Annotated in this window: 13 protein-coding genes and 1 pseudogene; 3 read left to right on the forward strand and 11 right to left on the reverse strand. The window is 66.2% G+C overall.

What is annotated here, in order from left to right:
• Positions 1–68 precede the first annotated feature (68 nt).
• Positions 69–842, forward strand: a complete 774-nt coding sequence (locus G9465_RS01160) for an SDR family NAD(P)-dependent oxidoreductase (RefSeq protein ID WP_166966766.1) — start codon at positions 69–71, stop codon at positions 840–842.
• 40 nt (positions 843–882) lie between these two features.
• On the opposite strand, the gene G9465_RS01165 is transcribed toward G9465_RS01160, so the two are convergent.
• The 10 genes from G9465_RS01165 to G9465_RS01210 all read right to left on the reverse strand — a co-directional run bounded on the left by G9465_RS01165 (position 883) and on the right by G9465_RS01210 (position 12,654).
• The gene (locus G9465_RS01165) at positions 883–2,034 is read right to left on the reverse strand and encodes an ABC transporter ATP-binding protein (protein ID WP_166966768.1); all 1,152 of its coding nucleotides are present in this window, start codon (positions 2,032–2,034) and stop codon (positions 883–885) included.
• Positions 2,034–3,182 carry an ABC transporter ATP-binding protein gene (locus G9465_RS01170; protein WP_166966770.1) on the reverse strand — a complete coding sequence of 383 codons (1,149 nt, stop codon included), beginning with the start codon at positions 3,180–3,182 and terminating at the stop codon, positions 2,034–2,036. The genes G9465_RS01165 and G9465_RS01170 overlap by 1 nt, the downstream gene beginning before the upstream one ends.
• 2 nt (positions 3,183–3,184) lie before the next feature.
• Positions 3,185–4,117, reverse strand: coding sequence for a carbohydrate ABC transporter permease (locus G9465_RS01175; protein WP_166966772.1), 933 nt, complete (start codon positions 4,115–4,117; stop codon positions 3,185–3,187).
• 1 nt (position 4,118) lies between these two features.
• Positions 4,119–5,075 carry a carbohydrate ABC transporter permease gene (locus G9465_RS01180; protein ID WP_166966774.1) on the reverse strand — a complete coding sequence of 319 codons (957 nt, stop codon included), beginning with the start codon at positions 5,073–5,075 and terminating at the stop codon, positions 4,119–4,121.
• Between the two features lie 52 nt (positions 5,076–5,127).
• Positions 5,128–6,477, reverse strand: coding sequence for an ABC transporter substrate-binding protein (locus G9465_RS01185; protein WP_166972827.1), 1,350 nt, complete (start codon positions 6,475–6,477; stop codon positions 5,128–5,130).
• 181 nt (positions 6,478–6,658) lie between these two features.
• On the reverse strand, positions 6,659–7,894 hold the full coding sequence (locus G9465_RS01190; protein ID WP_166966776.1) for a mandelate racemase/muconate lactonizing enzyme family protein: 1,236 nt from the start codon (positions 7,892–7,894) through the stop codon (positions 6,659–6,661).
• 207 nt (positions 7,895–8,101) lie between these two features.
• Positions 8,102–8,965 carry a fumarylacetoacetate hydrolase family protein gene (locus G9465_RS01195; protein ID WP_166966778.1) on the reverse strand — a complete coding sequence of 288 codons (864 nt, stop codon included), beginning with the start codon at positions 8,963–8,965 and terminating at the stop codon, positions 8,102–8,104.
• A gap of 829 nt (positions 8,966–9,794) precedes the next feature.
• Positions 9,795–10,718, reverse strand: coding sequence for a pyridoxamine 5'-phosphate oxidase family protein (locus tag G9465_RS01200; RefSeq protein WP_227015664.1), 924 nt, complete (start codon positions 10,716–10,718; stop codon positions 9,795–9,797).
• Positions 10,715–12,391, reverse strand: a complete 1,677-nt coding sequence (locus G9465_RS01205; RefSeq protein ID WP_166966780.1) for an FAD-dependent oxidoreductase — start codon at positions 12,389–12,391, stop codon at positions 10,715–10,717. Before G9465_RS01205 ends, G9465_RS01200 begins: the two co-directional genes overlap by 4 nt.
• Before the next feature lie 101 nt (positions 12,392–12,492).
• Positions 12,493–12,654 (reverse strand): hypothetical protein, encoded by a 162-nt coding sequence (locus G9465_RS01210; protein WP_166966271.1) that lies wholly within the window; start codon positions 12,652–12,654, stop codon positions 12,493–12,495.
• Positions 12,655–12,830: 176 nt separating this feature from the next.
• On the opposite strand from G9465_RS01210, the pseudogene G9465_RS01215 reads away from it, so the two are divergent.
• Together G9465_RS01215 and G9465_RS01220 are read left to right on the forward strand one after the other, a co-directional pair.
• Positions 12,831–14,081: pseudogene (locus tag G9465_RS01215) on the forward strand (sodium-dependent transporter); the annotation flags it as partial.
• Between the two features lie 138 nt (positions 14,082–14,219).
• On the forward strand, positions 14,220–14,942 hold the full coding sequence (locus G9465_RS01220; RefSeq protein ID WP_166972831.1) for an alanyl-tRNA editing protein: 723 nt from the start codon (positions 14,220–14,222) through the stop codon (positions 14,940–14,942).
• On the opposite strand, the gene G9465_RS01225 is transcribed toward G9465_RS01220, so the two are convergent.
• Positions 14,939–15,769: a hypothetical protein gene (locus G9465_RS01225; RefSeq protein WP_166966782.1), complete on the reverse strand. Its 831-nt coding sequence runs from the start codon at positions 15,767–15,769 to the stop codon at positions 14,939–14,941. The two genes, G9465_RS01220 and G9465_RS01225, sit on opposite strands and share 4 nt — an antisense overlap.
• Between the last annotated feature and the right edge of the window lie 117 nt (positions 15,770–15,886).

The raw sequence follows: 15,886 nt of genomic DNA on the forward strand, positions 1-15,886 counted from the left end.
ATCGCACCCAGACACGTACCCATCCAGCCTCCACAAACGTCAAATACGCACGCACAGACAGACCGAGTATGGGTTCGTACGACCACACGCCAGTGACAGTCGCGGACAAGCGAGCCGTCGTCGTCGGCGGCACGAGCGGTATCGGGCAGGCCATCGCCGAGGGGTTCGCCGCGGAGGGGGCCGACGTCGTCGCCACCAGTCGCCGCGAGAGCGCCGTCGAGGGGACGGCAGACATCATCGAGGAGTACGGCGTCGACACCGCTCGGGTGACGTGTGACGTCACGGAGATGGAGACACTCGAAGCGGTCCGAGAGACGGCCGTCGAGGAACTGGGCGGCGTCGACGTCGTCGTCGCCTCGCAGGGCGCTATCTCCCGCGAGACGGTCCGCGACATCAGCGACGAGGACTGGGACTTCGTGACTGACGTGGCTCTAGACGGCGTCCGCAGGGTGACACAGGCGATGGTTCCGGCGATGGACGACGGCGGCGCCATCGTCAACATCTCCTCGCTGGCCGCCCGCCTCGCCATGGCCGACCTGCCGGCCTACGCGGCGGCGAAGGGCGGCGTGGAGGCGTTCACCCGCGCGTCGGCGAAGGAACTCGCGCCGGACGTCCGGGTCAACGCCATCGCGCCCGGGTTCGTCATCACGCCGCAGAACGCCGAGACGTACGCGGAGGGGACCGAGAAACGGGCGAAGATCGACGAGCGAGCGCCGCTCGGTCGGGTCGCCGACCGCGAGGAGATGGTCGGCGCGGCCGTCTATCTGGCGAGCGACGCCGCCTCCTACGTCACCGGCGAAGTGCTCACCGTCGACGGCGGATTCGCCGACAGCGCGCTCTGAGGTGTCGACTGCACACGAGGAAAACCGCGTCGACGCGAACTTACAGGCGGAGCGCCTGCGCGTCGAGTTCCAGTTGCCGGGTGTGGAGCGCCTCGCCGGTAGCCGTATCGAAGACGTGTATCGTCTCCTCGGGGAGGTGGACGGTGACGGACTCGTTTTCCTCGATCTCTCGCATCCCCTCGGTGATGGCGACGAGGTCCTCCGTCCCCGTCGTCTCGCCGGGGAACTCTAAGTGGACGACGTTCTCGTTGCCCATCGGTTCGACGACGGTGGCCGTCATCTCGAACTCGCGTGCGGGGTCACTGCCGTCGTCCTCCGCGAGAATCTCGACGTCCTCCGGCCGCACCCCGAGGATGACGTCCTCGGCGTCCCCGACGGCGTCGGCGATGGTCTCGGAGAAGGGGTACTCGATGCGGTCGGTGACGAACGACGACCCCTCGCGTCGACCCGAGAGGAAGTTCATCGACGGTTCGCCGATGAACTCGGCGACAAAGAGGTTCTCGGGAGCGTGGTACAGTTCCAGCGGCGGGCCGACCTGCTGGAGGCGGCCGTCGTTCATGACGGCGATGCGGTCCGCCATCGTCATCGCTTCGGTCTGGTCGTGCGTGACGTACACCGTCGTGACGCCGAGTTGCTCCTGTAGTTGCTGGAGTTCGGTTCGCATCTCCGCCCGCAGTTTCGCGTCCAGATTCGACAGCGGTTCGTCCATCAGGAACACTTCCGGGTCACGCACGATAGCACGGCCGAGTGCGACGCGCTGTTGCTGGCCGCCCGATAACTGACCGGGCTTGCGGTCGAGCAGGTCCGAGATGCCCATCATCGACGCGACTTCGGTGACGCGCTCTTGGATGTCGGTGTCGGTGAGGTCGGTCGACTCCTCCAGCCCGAACGACATGTTCCGCCGGGCGGAGAGGTGGGGGTACAGCGCGTAGGACTGAAACACCATCGCGATGTCCCGGTCCTGCGTGCGCACGTCGTTCAACACTGTCTCGCCGAGTCTGATCTCGCCGTCGGTGATGGTCTCCAGTCCGGCTATCATCCGCAGCGTGGTCGACTTCCCACACCCCGAGGGGCCGACCAGTACGAGGAACTCGCCGTCTCGTATCTCGACCGAGATGTCGTCGACGGCGACGACTTCGTCCTCGCCGTCCTGGAACACCTTCGTGACGTGTTCGAGTGCTAAGCGAGCCATTATACGTTCGTCACCTCCGCTTCCGGCCCGATGCGGCGGTTGTGCAAGGCGTCACCGCTCTCCCCATCGAAGACGTGGACGTGACTCGGGTCGATGGTGACGACGACTTCGGACCCCTGCTCGAAGATGTCGGTGCCGCCGGTCAGCGCGTGCAGCAGGTCCGATTCGCTGGTGTCGCCCGGGTGATTCAGGTGGACGACGTTCTGGTCACCGTGTGGTTCGATGACGGAGACGTGCATCACGAACTCGTGGTCGCCGAGGTCGGACTCGTCGACCCCGTCGGCCGTATCGACGGCGACGTCTTCGGGCCGAACCCCGAGGACGACGTCGTCGGCGCCGTCGACCGCGTCCCGGATGGTGGCGTCGAACGGGTACTCGACGTACGTGCCGACGAACCGGTCGCCCTCGTTTCGCCCCTCGACGAAGTTCATCATCGGTTCGCCGATGAACCCCGCGACGAAGCGGTTCTCGGGCGCGTGGTACAGTTCCAGCGGCGGGCCGACCTGCTGGAGGCGGCCGTCGTTCATGACGGCGACGCGGTCGGACATCGTCATCGCTTCGGTCTGGTTGTGGGTGACGTACACCGTCGTCACGTCGAATCGGTGCTGGAGTTGCTGGAGTTCGGTTCGCATCTCCGCCCGCAGTTTCGCGTCCAGATTCGACAGCGGTTCGTCCATCAGGAACACTTCCGGGTCACGGACGATGGCCCGCCCCAGCGCGACGCGCTGTTGTTGCCCGCCGGATAGCTCGTCGGGCTTGCGGTCCAGCAGTTCGCTGATGCCGAGCGTCTCGGCTATCTCCTCGACGCGGGCCTCTCGCTCCGCTTTCGTGTACCCCTCCTCCTCTTCGAGGCCGAAGCGCATGTTCGCCCGGACGGTCATGTGGGGGTACAGCGCGTAGTCCTGAAACACCATCGCGATGTCCCGGTTCTGTGGCACGCGGTAGTTCATGTGGTCGCCGGCGATGTAGATGTCGCCGGACGTGGGCGTCTCTAGCCCCGCGAGACAGCGCAGGGTCGTCGACTTCCCGCACCCCGAGGGGCCGACCAGCACGAGGAACTCGCTGTCGGCGATGTCGAGCGAGAGGTCGTCGACTGCCGTCGTCTCTCCGAACCGCTTCGTCAGGTTCTCGATGTTGATTGCGCCCATCGTTATCCACCTCCGGTCCGCAGGCCCTTCGCAAATTGCTCCGCGAAGGCGACGTAGATGATGAGGGTCGGAATCGCCGCGAGGAACGCCGCGGACATGCGGATTCCGAAGTCGATACCGGACGTCGAGGCGCCGACGGCCGGCAGGATGAGCGTCACCACGGCCTCCGGCGTGTCAGAGCCAGTGATCAGCGTGAACGCAAAGAGGAACTCGTTGTATATCTGGGTGAACTGATAGATGAACACGACGCCGAACATCGGCTTCGAGACCGGCAACACGATACGGCGGTATATCTTCGAGACGGACGCCCCGTCTATCTTCGCGGCCTCGACGAGCGAACTCGGGAGGCTCTGGTAGTACGAGCGAAACAGGATAGTACAGATGGGTATCCCGTACGCGATGTGGGTGATGATGAGCGGGACGAGGTTCGAGTGGTAGTCCTGGAGGTACGGGAGTGCCGAGAACGTCGGCGCCAGCATCGACGCGAGCGGGAAGATGTTGTTCCAGAAACGCGCGAGCGGCACCAGCACCGCCTGGTACGGCAGGAAGATGCCGACGAGGAACAGTACCAGCAACGCCATCTGGCCGCGCCAGCGAACCATCGTGAGGCCGTAGGCGGCCATGCTCCCGAACAGGACGCTCCCGATGGTGGCGGGAATCGCCATGAACAGGGAGTTGAAGAACGCGCCCGAGAGCTGTTCGAGCGCGAACTGGAGGTTGCCCCACGTGAACCCCTCGCCGGTCGGTGGCGCCAGTGGAATCGTGCGGGCGACGGCCTCGTTGGTCTTCAGCGCGGTCATGATGCCGGTCTCCAGGGGTGCGAGGAAGAACCCGATGAAGAGGATGACCAGCACGTACTGTCCGATTCGGGCGAGGTTTACGTCCTCGACGAGCGATGCGACGTCGATGTTGGTGTCGGGCGTTGACTGTGACATCTTAGAGGCTCCCCTGTCTGTACTGGTAGTAGAGGTACGGCGCGATGACGCCCAGCGCGAGGACCATCAGGTACGTCGCGATGGTCGCCGCGTAGGCCCACTTGCCGAACTTGAACGCCTGCCGAACCATCAGCGTCGCCAGGATGTCCGTCCCGTTAGGCGGTCGGTAGCGGCCGGTCAGTGCATACAGGAAGGTGAAGGCCTTCAGCGCGAACACCATCAGGACGACGGCCGCGCTGACCGACGACTCCTTCAGTTGCGGGATGATGATGCGCAGGTAGGTCTTTGCCGTGCTCGCGCCGTCCACGCGGGCGGCCTCGAACTGGTCGTCGGGGAGCGACCGCAGGCCGGCCAGATAGACGACCATCGTGTAGCCGCTGAACTGCCAGATGAGCGCGAAGATTATCGACCCGAGCGCAATCGACGGGTTCCCTATCCAGTCGACGGGTTGGAACCCCAACCCCGTCACGATGATGTTCAGCAGGCCGTTGTTGTTGTTGAACATCCAGAGCCACAGCTGGGCCGTGACGACGAACGAGAGACTCATCGGCAGTAAGTAGATGGTCTGTACCTTGTCGTCGTACCGAATCCCCTGGTCGATGAGTACCGCGAGGAACAGGCCGAGAACGAGGCAAATCGTCGTGAACGTGACGAGGAGTACCAGATTGTTCTGGGTGGCCTGAAGGAACGCATTGCTCCCGAGTACCTGCGTGTACATCTCGAGGTCCAGATTGCCCAGACTGTAGTCCGGCGGCGTCAGTCCCCGTGCGTCCGTCAGCGATATCGCGATGTTGAAGCCCATCCCGCCGTAGACGGCGACGCCCATGATGAGGAACGGAATCCCCCAGAAGGGCGAGGACCGCACGAAGTCACTGTTGAGGAAGTATCGCAACTTCGTCTCCCAGTCGACCTCCTCGGTCGGGGTTGTGGTTGCCTCTGCCGTTTCGTGGGTGTCCATAGATAGTGTGATTTCGTTCCGGTATAATAAAATGTGTAGTTCGTCGATCCCGTTACTGGGACACGGCGTCGAGCAGTCCGTCGGCCGCCGACTGAACGTCGTAGGGCCCCATCATGTTCTCGCTCATCGCCGTCTTGCAGGCACCCATCTGCTCGGGCGGGACGGCGAGGCCGTGCGCGATGGTAGGCGGGTACCGCTCGGAACTTGTCAGGTCCTCGTAGGTCAGGCCGATGAAGTCGCCGAGTTCGCTCGGGTCGATGTCGGTCCGGAGCGGGACGGAGCCTTTCAGGTTGTTGAAGGCGATCTGGGCCTTCTTGGTGCCGACGAACTTCTGCCACGCGATAGTCTCCTCTTTGCTGGGGTTGTCCGCCGGCGCGACGATGGCGTCGATGTGGTAGCCGTAGGTACCCTCGGTGCCGGGGAACGGGATCCAGTCCCAGTGCTCCTTGTAGTTGAACGAGTCGTCGACGCGGAACTGACCCGCCAGCCAGTTGCCCTGATGCATGCAGGCGACTTCGCCGTTGATCATCTTCCCGCCGACGTCGGTGAAACTCACCGACGAGGCGTCGTCGGTGATGTAGTTTTGCTGAATCTCCTTGACGACTTTCAGCGATTCGACGATGGCCTGCCGGTCACCGTTGCCCTCGATGAAGTCCATGTAGGCGTCGACGCCGGCCTGACCCTGGAGGACCTGCGCCCACAGTTGGAGGACGGTCCAGGGCGCGACCATCGCCTGTCCCATCGGCGTGATGTCCGTCTCCGTCTTGATGGCGTCGAGCGCGCTCAGCAACGAGTCGATGTCGTCGAGGCTCGACGCGTCTACCCCCGCCTCCTCGAAGGCCGAGATGTTGTAGAACAGGTTGTTCATCCGGTGGGACCCGAGCGGGACGGAGGACATCTTGCCGTTGAACGTACAGAGTTCGACGGCGCGGTCCTGCATCACGTCTTTGTACCCTTCCGGGTTCCAGACGGACGATTCGAGGTCCATCAGGTGGCCCCGGTAGCGTTCGAGGTTTTTGCCCGGCCAGTTCGCGAAGGAACTCATCGGGTTGTTGTTGACCATCCGGCGCAGAATCGTCGCGTTGAGGTTGACGTTCGCACTCGCCCCGACGGCCTGGAACTGCGTGTCCATGTCGGGATATTCGCTCTTGAACTCCTCTATGAGCGCCGTAATCGCGGCTTCACCGTCACCACCGGCCCAACCGTGGAGGACTTCGAGCGTCTCGTCCCACTGCCCGCCACCTCCGGAGCCGTCGCTTCCGTCGCTCCCGTCGCTCCCGTCGCTTCCGTCGCTCCCGTCGCTCCCGTCGCTTCCACCGTCGCTCCCGCCGTCGCCGGAACACCCGGCGATACCGAGTGCGGCCCCTGTACTCAGTGCAGCGAGGTATCTTCGCCTGTCCATTGCCGAATCGGGTTTGTCATTATCAGCCATACGGTTTAGAGCGATTATCTATGAGAATATAAAGCTGTCGCCGATTCAGCCCGCAGAACGGGTAATCCCCGACTTCCGACCGGTGTCGGAGGGACACCCACGGCAGACGCTTTCGGGACCGCCACCGTCGTCGCCGACCGCGACCGTCCGCTCACGCCTCGTCGAACAGTTCCTCTCCCTCTGCCAGATGCGCTTCGACGGCGTCGAAGTCGAGCGTGAGGCCCAGACCGGGGCGTTCGGGAATGTCCATGTAGCCGTCGACGATGAGGTCGTCCTCCTCGACGAGGTCCGCCCACCAGCCGAGTTCGTAGGAGTGATACTCCACCGCCAGTGCATTCGGGATGGCCGCACCCACGTGAGCGCTCGCCATCGTCCCGATGGGCGAGGAGACGTTGTGCATCGCCACCGGGAGGTAGAACATGTCCGCCAGCGTCGCAATCTTCGCCGTCTCTCGCATCCCGCCGACCTTCGGACAGTCCGGCGCGACGATGTCGACGCCCTCCTCGGTGATGAGGCGGCGCTGGCCGTGCGTGCGGTAGACGTTCTCCCCTGCGGCGATTGGCGTGCCCGTCGACTGGGTGACCTCGCGCTGGACGTCGTGGTTCTCCGGCGGTACCGGGTCTTCGAGCCACCACACGTCGTACTGTTCGAGTTCGCGCGCGAGGCGCTTTGCGCTGCCGCTGGCGAACGCCCAGTGACAGTCGAAGGCGACGTCTGCGCGGTCGCCGACGCGTTCGGTGACCCGCCGGACGATTTCGGCTTTGTGGTCGATTTCGGGTTGCCGGAGGTGACGGTTCGCGCGGTCCTTCTCGTGGCCCGAGGGGACGTCGAGGTCGAACTTCAGTGCGTCGTAGCCCAGTTCCTCGACGACGCGTTCGGCCTCGTCGGCACAGGCCTCGGGGTCGGCCTCGTCCTCGGTGTGACAGTCACAGTAGGTGCGGACCGAGTCCCGGTACTTCCCACCGAGCAGTTGGTAGGCGGGGACGTCGAGAATCTTGCCGGCGACGTCGTGCAAGGCGAGTTCGATGCCGGAGATGGCGGCGATGTCCTTCCCGGCGATGGAGCCCTCGCCGGACATCTTCTGGACCATGTGTTCGTACAGGCGGTCGATGTCCAGTGGGTTCTCGCCGACGACGAAGGGGGTCAACCGCTCGATTATCTCTGGCAGGGCACCGCCCCAGTAGGCTTCGCCGTTGCCGACGGGCCCGGCGTCCGTGTAGACGCGGACGAGCGTCCACGGGTAGTTGCCGTCGACGACGACGGTCTGTACGTCGGTAATCTCGACGTCGCGACGCTCGCCGCGGTGCTCCGTGAGGCCCATCGTCTCGGCCGAGAGGTCCCGCATAGTGTACTCTGCGTTGGGGTCTCGCAAGTTTCGGTAGTGCATACGACACCCGGAGATACGCATCCTCCGTGAAAACAGTTCCGGGCGTTACGGCGGTCTCGCGGACGGTGCGTCCGCTCGCGGGCCACCCGGCGACTCGATGGCCGCGGTCGCGACCGCGTCGTTACGTCACAGCGTCGGCGACAGTCGAGCGAGCGCCGTCAGGAACGTGGGACGGTGTCCGGTCGTCTCGTCCGTTACACGTACTGGTTAGACGGTCGTCACGGTATTGTGTAACGTCCCGATACGTTCGATCTCGATGTCGACCTCGTCGTTCTCGCGGAGTGTGAACCCGTCGTCCGGAACGAGCGAGGTCCCGGTGAGGAGGACGGCGAGTTCGGGGACGGCGTTGTGCGCGGTGTAACAGTCGACGAGTTCTTCGCACGTGCGGACCATCTCTCCCGTGTTCGTCTCGCCGCTGTAGACACACTCCCCGTCGCGATGGATCGTCATCGAGAGGTCCAGCGAGTGCGGGTCCGCGATGTCTGTGACGACGCTGGGACCGATGGCACAGCAGCGGTCGTACACCTTCGCCTGCGGGAGGTACAGCGGGTTCTGCCCTTCGATAGAGCGACTGCTCATGTCGTTGCCGATGGTGTAGCCGACAGTCCGCCCGTCGTAGAGAACGATACCGAGTTCCGGTTCGGGGACGTCCCACTCGGAATCGCCGCGAATGCCGACTTCCTCGCCCGGGCCGACCGTCCGACTCGGCGTCGACTTGAGGAATATCTCCGGCCGGTCCGCGTCGTAGACGTCCAGATACATGTCCGGCGTGTCGCTCTCCTCTCGACGCGCCGCCTCGCTTATCTGGTAGGTGACCCCGGCGGCCCACACCTCGTCGGCGTGGACCGGCACGGTTCGGGCGGCGTCAACCTCGTTCGGTGCGAGTTCGTGCTCGGCGTCGACGTGCCGCGTAGCGACGTCGTCGGGGGGCCGTTCGGCGACGCTCGCGGCCGAGAGGAGGTCCCGAAACGACTGCAGGCGCGGCTTCGCGGCGGTGAGGTCGTACAGGCTCTCGCCCGTCGAGACGACGAGCCGACCGGTGTCTCCATTACCGAGCTGATAGTACCGCATACGGTCTAAGAACTGGTAATCGTTAAAAAGTGTTTCGTCGATGGGGGTGGTCCACGTGCGCCATCCGAGCGAACGTGCGGACGGGCGCGGAGGTCGACGCGCCGACCGAACCGAAACCACCGTTCGGAGAGAGCGACGAACATACCGTCAGTCTGGAAAATTGTTCAACAATACTGAACGCAGTTCGTAACAATAGTACTTTCGTTATTCCCACGCCGTTGATTGTTCACACACCCCGTGGCAGTTTCTAGAGCTAGATATCGGGTGTCTGAGGAAGTCGTCAGTTATTCTACACATAGGCGTAACGAACGTTCTGGTGAAATTTCGTTCATCTATTCTGAACGTTTCTTCCTCGAAGGGGCACCGACTGCTTCTTCAGGTGAACACTCGACGGGTAGCAGCGAGGAGGGGTGACCGTGAGAGTGGCACAGTGTCGGTGTTCTGGACAGCCTCGAAGCGTCTACATCGAAGACCGGGACGCCGGCACGGGAGTGCCGGACCAGTTGGTGGTCCGTCACGGAATCGACTGTGAGGTGCGCGATCGTGGTCGCCACTTTGTCGGCCACGCGTGATACCCCCATCGACACCGGCCACATATACGGCAGTATATGCGAATCCACTCGCTGATTGTCGGCGTACACGTAGATATTCGCCATATTGTCAGTAAAATCCCTCTACTCTAGTCTAATTCTCGATTTTTATACGCAAATTACTATTACTTGCCCGAATAGATATCTCTCCAACGTTTTCTGCCGCCAGATTTGGTCGATGTGGGTACAGATAGGACAGCGAGCGGTCGGCCGCTAACGGGACCGTGGGCCGCACCCGGTCAGAACGGGTGGCGGCGGAGGAGTGCCCGAGGGACGACCCGATACGTCTCGCCACGGGCGCGGAAGTACCGTCGCGTCCGCCGCTTGCCGTCGACGACGAATCGGAGCGCGTCGAGCGCCGTCACGTTGCGCCACCGGGCGGTGCTACCCGGGACGACGCACGGGACGCCGTCGACGGTGCGGACCCGGCCGCGGACGACGCGTTGCCCGAGGTCGTCGAGGGCCGCGCTGTGCCAGTGACAGAGCACGCAAACCGGCTGGCCGTCGACGAGCGAGACCGCCGGCGGCGGCGAGAGCGCGAGGGCGTCCTCGTGCAGGTCGAACCCGTCGACCGGCCACGTGCGGGGTCTCCCGTCGGCGTCGACGGCCGTCGCGACGAGTCGGTCGTAGCGCGCGGCCTCCCCGGCGTCTACGTCTGCCGCGGGCCACGCCTCGACACGCGCGGCACCGGTGCCGTCGAGTCGGTCGATTCGCTCGGGCGCTATCTCTATCAGGATGCGAAGCCCGTACCAGTCGAGCAACAAGAGGCCGAGTCGGGATTGCAGGACCGACGCGGCGTCGAGCATCGCGGTCCGCTTCTCCGAGGGCGGTTCGGCCTCGAACAGGCGCCGGAGACGGTGCGCGTTCGCTTCGAGGTCGTCGTCTCGTACCGTCGCTGTGCCCGTAACGTGGAGGGGGCCGTCGGGACCGTGCAGGAGGAGGCCGACAGTGGGTGTCGCCGCGGCCCGTGCGGCCTTCTCGGCGAAGGCCGGCGCGCAACTCACCACGACGCACTCGCTCGCCGGGTCGTAGGTCGGCGTCACGGGGACCGTCGCCGGCCGCCCGTCGCGGACCGTCGTGAACTCTGCGGTCGTCGAGGCGGCGACGGCCGCACGCACCGACGACGTCGGTGCGTCGTCACCCGCCCCGTCCGTCGGGGTCACGCGCCGACCCGGGTTCTGAACCCGCGGAGGAGGCGACCGAGGCCCCGTTCGGTCTCGCCGGGGTGCGGCAGACCGAGGGCACAGGCCACGTCGTCCTGCCGTTTCAGCGGTTCGAACACCGCCGGTTCGTCGAGTCCCCAGACCGTCGGCGGCGACCCGACGCCCGCACGGTCGAGGACGCCGGCGACGGCGCGTCTGGCGGCCTCGTTCGCGCTCTCCATCGTCGCGAGGTCCGTCTCCGTGCGCACGTAGTCGGCCGCGAGTACGAGGTTCGGCGCCTCGGTTACCGCGTCGGGTCGGTGTCGCAGTGACCCGACGGTGTTGATGAGCAGCGGTGACCGGTTGTCCATCCGGTCCCCGCGCTCCGCCTCGACGATGGCGGGATCGACGACCACGTCGTACAGCGCCGCCGCCGAGAGCCGTTCGTCCTCGCGGTTGAGGTGGGCGGTCAACTGCGCCCACACCTCGTCGACGATCTCCTCGCGCGTACACTCGCTGGCGGGTTTGTCGAACAGGACGCCCGGCGTCTCCCAGTCGGAGACGATGACCGAGAGGACGCCCTCCACCGACCCGTCGGCGCACTCGGTCAGGTCGAAGGGGCCGTCGGCCCAGAACTGGCGCTGCGAAATCGAGGTCAGCGCCCACGGCGAGTCCGTGTAGGCCTGATGCCCGTGTGCCAGCGGGGCGTCGTCGGTGAGGTAGAACTGGAGGCCGTTCATCCACGCGGTGTCGAGTTTGCGCACGCCCGCGAGCGAGGGGGCGGCGCGAGTCAGTGCGGGCGTGAGCAGCCGAGCCATCACCTCGACGGGGACCGCCGCGACGTAGTGGTCGGCCGTCACCGTCTCCGAACCGTCCGCGCCCTCGACGACGACGCCGGTGACGCGGTGGCCGTCGGACTCGATGGCCCTCACGGGCGTCCCGGTCCGGAACTCGACACCGAGCGAGCGGAGGTACGCGACCCACGGCCGTATCCACACCACGCTCGTCGGACCGTTCAGCACCGCCTCGGTCGGTCGGCGGGGCTCTATCTGGTCGAGCATCAACTGGACGTAGATGCGTCCGATGGTCCGGGCGCTCGCTATCTGTGGCCGCATCGCGACGAGCGCCTGCGTGCTCTCGGCGAGGTGTTTCCGGTAGGCCGGTGACCGCTCCTCGGCGTCGACGAACTCCCACCACGTGATGGTGTCGAACGCCCGTTCGCGACGGCGACGGCCGCTGGTGAGCAACACCAGCAGGCGGCGGAGGAAGTAGTTCGTCTCCCGGGCGGTGAGTTCGCCGTTGCCGATGGTCGGCCGGAGCGCGTCGGCCCACTCCGAGACGGTCCGCGGCGTCGCCGACCGAGAGAGCGACTCGCCGCCATCGACGGAGGCGACGAGCGTCTCGCTGGTCGGCACCAGATTGTCTGCGACGGTCCCACCCTCGGCGAGCGGAATCCGGGCCATCGTGTCCCGGAGGTTGGTGTAGAACCCGGGAAAGAACCGGAAGCCGTGTTCGCCGGGCAGGGGCGGTCCCTCGGCGTCACCCTCGTACTCGAAACTCCGCGCTTTCCCACCCAGTGCGTCGTCGGCCTCGTACACCGTCACCGCGAAGCCGCGTTCTGCGAGTTCCTGTGCCGCACTCAGGCCGCCGACCCCGCCCCCGAGGATGGCAACCGACGACGAACCGGGATGCATGCCTTCGAGACGGGGCCGACTGTAATAACCGTTCTATCGCCGCGAAATGCTACCGACCGGCACGGTAGCAAGCGGCCGCAAGAACGAACGGAACGGTCGGTTCAGAGGTCGTACCGAGCGATCTCGGTCGAGCCACAGGCCGGGCAGCCGTCGGCGTCGTCGTCGACGGTCGTCCCACACTGCCGACACTCGTGGAACGCCCCTGTCGACGCTCTCTGTGACGGTGTCCCCCGACCGACGGCCTGTTTCAACTGCTCCAACATAGCCGGGAGGACGGTCGGCCCGACCATATACGTCAGCCAACCGCATCGGAAGTGAAAACCGGCCGACAGCGGGCAGTCGACGCGGCCGCCGTCAGCCCAGCGTCAGACGCCCCACGTCCGTTCGACGGGCGCCGTGCGAGCGTACGTTTAACCCGGTCCCGGGAGCAGAGGCCGGCATGACCGCCGAGCGCTGGTCCTCACGAGTCGGGTTCCTGCTCGCCGCCGTCGGGGCCGCCGTCGGGCTAGGCAACATCTGGCGGTTCTCCGCCGTCGTCGGCCAGAACGGCGGCGGGGCCTACCTCCTTCCGTATCTCGTCGCGGCCGTCGTCTGTGCCGTGCCGCTGCTCGTCCTCGAACTGGCCGTCGGCCGCACCCTCCGGACGGACGTGGTCTCGGCGTTCCGGACGGTCAGCGACCGGTACGCGGCCGCCGGGTGGGCCGTCGTGACCGGCGTCCTCCTCATCCTGAGCTACTATCTGGTCCTCACCGGGTGGGTGCTGGGCTTTCTCGTGTCGTGGAGCGTCGGGTCGGGGACGACGTTCGCAGCCTTCACCGCCGGTTGGCGGCCGGTTGCGTTCTTCGTCGTCGCGACGGCGCTGACCGGTGGCGTCGTCTCGCTGGGCGTCCGCGACGGCATCGAACGGCTCGCGACGTATCTGTTACCGACAGTGTTCGTCCTGCTCGCCGCGCTCGCGGCGTACGCGACGACGCTCCCCGGATGGGGCCGTGCCGTCGCGTTCCTGTTTACGCCGGACTTCTCGGTGCTGTCGGACCCCGGCCTCTGGAGTGCCGCCGTCGGGCAGGTGTTCTTCTCGCTGTCCGTCGGGCAAGGCATCATGCTGACCTACGGGAGCTACGTCGACGACGACACCGACCTCACGCGGTCGGCGTTTGCGATTACGGTCGTCGACGTCGGGGCCGCGATTACGGCGGGGCTGGTCATCTTCCCCGTCGTGTTCAGTTTCGGCCTCCGGCCGACGCTCGGGACGGAACTGGCCTTCACGACGCTCCCGACGGCCTTCGCGACGATGCCGTTCGGTCGCGTCGTCGCCGTCGCGTTCTTCGGCCTGCTGGCGCTGGCGGCGCTCAGTTCGGCCGTCGCCATGCTGGAGGTGGGCGTCGCCGCCCTGACGGCCACCGGGTACGGGCGGCGGCGCGCGACGTGGCTGCTTACCGGCGTGATGCTCCTTGCGGGCGCGCCCTCCGCCTTGAGTTACAGCCCCGCGAACCTCGCACTGGCTGGCGTCCCCGTCCTCGATATCGTCGACGCCACCGTGGGGACGTTCGCACTGCCCGTCTCGGCGGTCCTCATCGTGGTCGTGTTCGTCTTCGTCGCGGACCTCGACGCCGTCCGCGCGGAACTCGGCGCGTTCGTCGCTCTCGTCCGGTACGTCGTCCCCGTCGTCCTCGTCGCCGTCGTCGTCGCGAAAGTAGTGGGCGTCGCCCGACCGGCGTGGCGGCTCCTCCTCGACGAGATAGGCACGCTAGCGACGGTCGTGCTGGTCCCAGCCGTCGCACTCACCGCCGTCCAACGGCTTTTGCCGTCGGCCCGCCAACCGGTAGCTATGACCGACCTCCGGTACCTCCCCGACGCGGACGGCGTCACCGAATTCGAGGCGACGGTGACCGAAGCGACCGAGGAGTACGTCGTCCTCGACGGGACGTACTTCTACCCCGAGGGGGGCGGCCAACCGGCTGACCGCGGCCGCCTCTCGTGGGACGGCGGCGAAGCGACGGTCCGGGACGTACGCAAGAACCACGGCGACGTGCGCCACTACGTCGAGTCTATCGAGGGGACGGTGCCGGCAGCGGGAACGACCGTCACCGGCGAGATAGACGCCGACCGCCGCGAGCGGTTGCGCCGGATGCACACCGCCCAGCACGTCGTCTCCCGCGTGGTGTTGGACGAGTTCGACGCCGCGACGGCCGGCAACCAGATTCACGTCGACCGCTCGCGAATCGACTTCGAACCCGCCGACTTCGACGCCGAGGACGTGGCGACCATCGAGCGTGAGGCCAACCGCGTCGTCGACGCCGACCTGCCCGTCTCGAAGGCCGAGCGACCGCGCGCCGACGTCGAGGCCGAGACGCCCGAGGGCCGGACCCAACTCGACCTGATTCCGGACCACGTCGACCCCCTGCGCGTGGTCAAGATAGCCGAGTTCGACACCTGTCCCTGTGGCGGCACTCACGTCGACCGCACGGGCGAACTCGGCGCTATCCGCGTCACGGACCGCACGTCGAAGGGCGCCGACATCGAGCGAATCGAGTTCGAACTCGACGGCTAGTCACCGGCGTCCCGGTCCGCCCACGTCCCCACCCGCGGGGACTCGGGGTCGACATCGGCGACGAACCGCATCGTCGCGAGGTTAGTGGCGAGGCCGAGGACCGCGCCGCCCGCGACCCCGACGACCAGCCCGACGACGGGCACGTTGACGACGAGCAGCGACGCGAACGGCGAGAGTACGAGGACGAACAGCAGGAACCCGACGAGGTACCGGAGGTACGCACCGCTGGCTATCGCGAGGCCGTACGAGGCCCGGAGCGCGTCGAGGAGGTCGGTCTCCCGGAGAACGAGGAGGTAGGGCGTCGCGGCGAACAGGTACGCGAGGACGATGAACACCGGAATCGACAGCACGACGAGCGGGAACAGCGCGTCCAGTCCACCGCTGGCGCCGGCGAACCCGAACGGCAGGAGGAGGAGCACCGGAACGCCGGTCAGCACGAGGAACGGCAGGAAGAACCGGCGGACGTTCGCCGCGAAGTCGTACCGGCCCGCGACGAGCGCCTCCTGGAGACTGCCGAAGTAGCCCGCGATCAGCGCCGCCTGTAGCGCGAGCGCCGCCGGGACGACGAAAAGCACCAGCGGGAACCCGACCATCGGGACGCCGGTCTGGACCGTGACCCCCTGACTCGGCGGGTTGACGAAGGTCCAGACGTCGACGACGGAGACCGGCGCCGCCAGTCGAAGACTGAGGTGGAACCCGTCGAAGGTCAGCACGGACCAAAGCTTCTCCGTGTTCAGCAGCGCGGTCAGCACGGGGACCAGCGCGAGGGGGAGGACGTCGAGCGCCCGCCGCCACCCGTCGCCGAGTCGCGTGACGAACGACGGCATCGTCACCGCCGTAGTCGCCGGTGCGGGCCGCCTGCGGCGGGTCGGTTCCGTGGCTGGGCGAGCGGGAAGCTACGTCCGTGGCGGGGCTGACTGGAGGGCATCACCGGACCGTCGTCC

This window comes from Haloarcula sp. JP-L23 (genome assembly GCF_011602445.1).
Lineage (GTDB): Archaea > Halobacteriota > Halobacteria > Halobacteriales > Haloarculaceae > Haloarcula > Haloarcula pellucida.